This window comes from Legionella sp. km772 (genome assembly GCF_003989735.1).
Taxonomy (GTDB): domain Bacteria; phylum Pseudomonadota; class Gammaproteobacteria; order Legionellales; family Legionellaceae; genus Legionella.
Genome location: NZ_RZGQ01000159.1, coordinates 1 through 6,352, shown reverse-complemented (window position 1 = coordinate 6,352; position 6,352 = coordinate 1). Strand labels below are relative to the sequence as shown.

Here is a 6,352-nt window from a genome sequence, read left to right as displayed (position 1 = left end):
AAATCAAATAATCACTATAAAGATCAAGCATATCCATTTAATTCCCTCCCTAAAATTAAGGGCGGAATTCTAATGCTTTTTAGTCAAACTACAAGTTTATGTGCGTAACATGAGTGAATAAGAATAGAGTTATCTGAATTAACAGGCATACGGGGCCTATCTTCGCTGATTGCTGGTTCTACATTATCTGCCGTAGTATCAGGAAGGGATAATGGATAGTCCACTAAATCATTTTTATAAGGATTGGCTTTATCATTTTTTGTAAGCTCAGCGGATGTTTTCACGCTAGGAGTTGATGAGCTTGATTTAGCAGCCTCATCGCTTTCGCTATTAGCCAAATTAATGGATACATCCTTTCTTTCTTCAATACAGGAAACTAACACATTAGTTATTCCTGTTCGATTTATAGTTCCAGAGTTATTAGTTATTTTGCAAATTTGATGTTGTGGATGAGTTTTTATGTTCACTCGATAAGATTTGCCTTGCGCAATAGGTGTTGAGAAAGTAAAGCGCCCATTTCTAGGGATTGAAATAGGGGTATTGCCATTAAGTACCAAGGTTAAGATACCATTCTTGAGTCCGATGACTGTACCTCCTACAGTATATTTCCTTCCCACTGTTGGCATTTTTTTTATTAATTTAACATTTAAGCGATGACCATGAGTGGGTTGGTAACAACGTATTGATCCAGGTTCACAGAGAACTGGTCCACCAACTATATTATTGGCTAACATAGTTCCATTTACTTGCAAATTTAAAATACAGGATTGCCGGTATCTCAAGCTAAATAGATTCGTGCAACTACCAGCATTGACTATTTGCCTAATACCACGCACAGGTTTTAAGCGCAGTATTGTAGGTTTGGTAGAGAAATTAGTTACTCTGTATTTTATGATTTTACGACCATTTTGGGGAACAACGATGTTTGGAGTTGTTATAGGAGTTAACCTCACTATGCGCTGGATTCCCGGTTTTCTCTTGCTCTGTAATAAGGTGGTTTGAGGATATCTTATGCTAGGGTGGATAATAGTTGTTTTTGATCCCGTTAGCATTACCGGGATAAAGGTAAAAAAGGGAGTTGTCGTGGTCACTGTAGTAAAAAGGTTCAGAAAGATTAAGGGAACAAAACTAAAAAAAGTAATTCCTGCTTGAGCCATATTAGTAACTAGGAAAAGCAATATCCCCGCACTAATTTTTCTTTTTAAAAATGGTATCTTCACGTTAGTATCCTCCAGTTTCTTAAAAAAAATCATATCGAACAGAGGCGTCATTAACATAAATATCCATATAATTACCCAATGAGGTAATGAAGCTAGCACTCAATACCTCGTCACAGCCGCCCTCAGCCGTGCTGCACCATTAGGTATAGCAGAGATTTTAATTAGCAAAATATTTTTAATAATTTTTTATGTTAATTCTTGGTAAAGTTTATTTGGTCAAGCAACCTTAGTTCAGCAATTTCGATGCCTTTTACTTTAGATAATTCGGGTAAAGGAACTAGGCCAATAAGATAGGGTGAGGAGATGATGTAAAACACAGACATTAAGTCTGATTATTTTGATAATCAGACTTTGGATATTAAGGGTAGCCGTGGTTACAAGTCATAGGTGGAAGCGCCTTTTTATAACATAGTGTTCATTTCCAACTTCATTCCATAATTCTGATTTCTTTCGCAAAAACTTCATTATTTGTATTTTACTATCTCTGCGTTCGCAAATTCGCTAAACATTTTTTGATAGCTAAAGATTGACAGATGTTGCGCCAAGAGATAGCAAATGTAAGGCGACTAAGGCCTCAAAAACTTACCTGAGATTCATGAAACATTCCTGCTCTTGCAATTGTTCCTGACTTGAAGAATGTTTATTAGGTGTATCGTTGCATTATCAAAAATAATAATATCCCCCCAACGCCGCTGTTTCCTTTAATGTTTCATTCAAGATTACCAAGCCGTGTATGACTTTATTTTGTGTTTTTCTATATACATCACTATATTGAGCACATTCCGTAGTGCTATTTTGTTGCGTTATGGCCAGACAATCAGTGCTATTTACTGTTTGATTCAATACTTCATACACTCCGTGAGTATAGCCATTATGGATAATATAACTCATAAATCCATTTGGGTGATCATGCTGCTGCATCCTTATTTGAGAAGACTAAGACTATTTTATACTTGGTTTCAGACCAAGGAAGTCCAAAACTTGTCATGCTACACTATTAGTCACGTTATTTATTTATATATCACGAAATGAAAGATTCGCAGAAAAAATTTGCTTTTGAAGTGAGCCGTTTCATGCGCGAGCGTTGTCATAGTGCGCAGCATCGTGGGCTTAAGTAAAGAATTGATAGTTCATTATGCAAGTCAGTTTGATTTCGAGTAAAGTGAGAGTAAAAATTTAGAATGATCTGCAAAAGATGGTTTGTATCTCGGCGTAATAAGGACTGCTATTATAAAAATTAGGGCCCGACTAGTCATCGCGCTTTAATTTATTAGTGCACGGTGGTAGATGGGTTGTTCATGGCTACTACTGGTTTTTCGGGCGGCTCTGACTACGGCTTTGGAAATATTTAGCGCAAAATGTCTCAATGCAATAAATTGATCTATAATTCATTCATTAGAATATTTTCAGGTGCTATTGTGAAAAATAAAGGCGATTCATTTTTTTTCTGGCCATTTAAAGAGACTAGTAAAGCAGACGGGAAATATACAATAAAATCGGTGCGTTCTGTTGTTGTCTTACCTCGCTCAGCCATTCCCCAAAATGAATGGGAGCAAGTATGTAAGTATTTAGAAAATTTGATCGCAACAACTCGAGCAATCGCAATTAAATACCAAGATGAACGGAATTTTGATTACCACGCAGCGTTAAATATGGCTAACGAAATGAGTGTTGTATTACAACGTTATAAAGAAAGCCCCGACAATTCGAAATCACAACAACTTCAGGTACTATCTACAACTGAGGATATAATAAAAAAATACACCACTAAATTAGATATTGTGCGTGGTTTCGGAAATCAAATGAAAGAAACTTTGAATAATTTTCTTGGTACTCACATGCCTGTTATGGAGCAAGTAACGGCTAATAAAGGAATGATTCTCGTCACTCAACATAAGCAATTTAACCAATACAAAAACATACTAAGCACTATGAAAGCGGAAGCAGCATCGACGGCTGAGGAGGATGTCAAAATGGTTGAAACCTCCGACAGTCCCACCAGTGATAGCCCCATATCCCAAATAGAGTATAGAAATACTTCACCGAAGCGGTAATATTGATTTTAGACCTAGCTGAAAAATCGGTGGCTTAGCCCGAACCAAGCTGAACCTAAGAGTTATTTATACAGCCCTGATTCTAGACTCCCATATAATGAACCAACCACCAATGAGTTGGCATTTAATAGTCACCTGCTTAATATTCAAATCATAGATGAGAACTGGTAGCCACCGATAACTGATACCCGGCTAGGTAAATTTGATAAAGCAAAGCGTTCAATTGGTGCAGGAATCAGAATCTCATCCTGCACCTTATCAAAGGTTTACCCATCATTCCCAAGTAGATCAATGCGTTTGGCTATGTCTGCAAGAGTTGGCTCTGAAAGAATGCTGTGAGCAGGTAAATTTACTGCTAAACGCTCACGGATTTCTGAAATTATTTGCATTGCCAACAAGGAATTTCCTCCAAGAGAAAGAAAGCTATGATTAATCCCGACTCTTACTTTGAACATATTTTCCATTATTTCCACTAGCACCCTCTCAGTCTTAGATTCAGGGGAAATGATATTGCTAACGGAGAAAACCACATCTCCCTCATATTTTTCCAAAGCTATACGATCAACCTTCCCACTATTGGTTAAAGGAATTTTTTCAACGATATTAAATACTGAAGGTAAAAAGTGAGGTGGCAGATGCTCTTGCAAAAAGGAATACAGCTCAGTCACCAAATTATCGTTGATATTTCCTTCCATGATAAGGAATGCTTCTAGATGTTTGTCTGAAAAAGTGCTTTTTTTAGCGATAACCACAGCTTCCTTTACTTCTGGGTAATTCATTAAATGCCATTCAATTTCCTGTGGCTCTATCCTGTATCCACGAATTTTTAATTGTTCATCTTTACGTCCAGTATATATTATGGTTCCATCGTCCAAATATTTACCGCAATCACCCGAGCGATAAAGTAAACTAGTGTTGTGACCGCCAAACGGATCCTTAACAAATTTTCCCTGGGTTAATTCCACCCTATTAATATATCCGCTAGCAAGACAAACACCGCCTATATAAATCTCGCCAATGGTGCCCAATGGAACTGGTTGCATCCGTTCATCCAGAATCAAGATTTTTGTATTAGAAATGGGTTTACCTATGGGAGGATAATCCGGCCAATCGCTTATTAGTAGAGGAAATTGATAAGAAGTGACCACATGAGTCTCTGCAGGACCGTAATAATTATACAATCGACAGGAGATGTTTTCCTTAAAAAATCCAGTTATCTTCTCAGTGATAACCAACTGCTCTCCAGCAATAATGATTTCTTTCACATCGTTGAAACTAGCTCTATCCAATGATGAAGCTGCCAGGCTCTTTAAAAAAGGCACGGACAAAATTAATTGCTCCACCGAGTTTTTCTTTACTATGTGAGCGAACCTCTGCAAATCCAGGCGATCGGATTCGGAAATAAGTGTTAATGTTCCACCAGAACCAAGGGCCGTAAAAATTTCAATAAAACTCATATCAAAGTTAAGTGTGGTAAACTGTAATACATTACGCTTTCCAGGGATGTTTTCTCTGTGCCAACACATTAAATTATTTAATGCTCGGTGCGGTAGAATTACCCCTTTAGGTTGTCCTGTTGATCCCGATGTGTAGATTACATAGGCGGCACTATCCAAAGTAGAAGAAAGAACCAGATCGTTTTCAGTGTCGACGGAGCCGTGCTTTAAAATATCTTCTATACCGATTAACTCGCGGGATTCAAAAGGACTATCCATTAATAAATGATTTTGAGATAAGACCAGAGATGCACCCGAATCCTCCAGCATAAATACCAGACTTTTTTCAGGATAATTGAAGTCCATTGGTAGATAAGCCGCCCCGGCTTTGAGTACTCCTAACAATCCTATAATCATTTCAATGGAACGCTCAAAATAAAGTGCTACTAGTTTGCCTGAGCCTATTCCAGCATTATATAAATAATGAGCGACCTTGTTCGCTTGTTTATTGAGATCTTGATAAGAAATGGAACGGTCATTAAAAACAACTGCCGGCGCCTGATAATTTTTTAAAACCTGCTCTTCAAATAAATGATGAGCACAACGCTCAGGATACTTAGTGCCATGCTCAACTCTATTCCATGCATGAAGTAGCTGAAAGCGAGTATGCTCGCTCAAAGCTAACGAATGCGAAGCTATTTCCTCTGTTAATCTTGTCTTTTTAGCAAACAGTTCATGAGGAGTATTATCATGTACACCATTTGGTGGGCATGTCTGCAGCAATGAATCGATGGTAATATTCTTGCCGCTTCTATTTTGATCAATATTGCCTATAGCTAATTCATAGTCAGTTACTAAATTACCTAGTTGATTTGCCGCTAACAAGACCTGTTCACCTGCTGCAACACTTAAAATCCTTTTTATGGTTTCATCGTATTGACTCTTAACCCATACAAGAGAGCGAGGTTTCTGCTCAGCCGTGACAGTATGAAATATGGATTGGAGACAAGATAAAAATATAGCATAACTTCCCATTTCTCCGACTTGAGCCTGAGACCAATAATGCGAGCTTATCGGCTGCGTAAATAATGCGGCTTTTATAGAATGAGCCTGTTTCCTGATTTGCGAAACCACTTGCTTCATATCCTTAAAGAATTGAGGTTGCTTCAATGTTTGGCAAATAAATTGCTCCAGCGAAGGATTATCCTCTAGTAACCGAGAACCAAGATACATGTTTAATGCTTCAGTCGGCCCCTCGAAAATCCTGAAAACGCGTGCATCTCTGAATATTTTTGAGACATCGCAATTTGCTTCATAACCTCTCGCTCCAAGCAATTGAACCGCCTGGTCAGCCACCCAACCCAATAGTTCGGAACCCAAAATTTTGGCAACTACCAACGTCTCTTCAGGAACTGCAGAAAATTTCTCATCGTACAATTCAGCTATGCGATATACATAGGAATCCAGGGCCTCAATAACGGCTGTTACCTCACTTAATTTAACCAGGGTAACAGGATTATCCACTCATGTTACGCACATAAACTTGTAGTTTGACTAAAAAGCATTAGAATTCCGCCCTTAATTTTAGGGAGGGAATTAAATGGATATGCTTGATCTTTATAGTGATTATTTGATTTTCCAA

General features: G+C 38.0%; 3 protein-coding genes. 1 reads left to right on the top strand and 2 read right to left on the bottom strand.

The genetic code is table 11. From position 1 onward, the window contains the following. Window positions 1–83: 83 nt before the first annotated feature. On the bottom strand, window positions 84–1,220 hold the full coding sequence (locus ELY15_RS12615) for a hypothetical protein (RefSeq protein WP_127100578.1): 1,137 nt from the start codon (window positions 1,218–1,220) through the stop codon (window positions 84–86). A 1,418-nt stretch (window positions 1,221–2,638) separates the two neighbouring features. Here ELY15_RS12615 and ELY15_RS12605 point away from each other — a divergent pair. Continuing rightward, entirely contained in the window at window positions 2,639–3,274 is a 636-nt protein-coding gene (locus ELY15_RS12605) for a hypothetical protein (protein ID WP_127100574.1), read from the top strand. Between the two features lie 266 nt (window positions 3,275–3,540). Here ELY15_RS12605 and ELY15_RS12600 read toward each other — a convergent pair whose 3' ends face one another. Next, complete coding sequence (locus tag ELY15_RS12600; RefSeq protein WP_127100572.1) at window positions 3,541–6,234, bottom strand: amino acid adenylation domain-containing protein; 2,694 nt, start codon at window positions 6,232–6,234, stop codon at window positions 3,541–3,543. Between the last annotated feature and the right edge of the window lie 118 nt (window positions 6,235–6,352).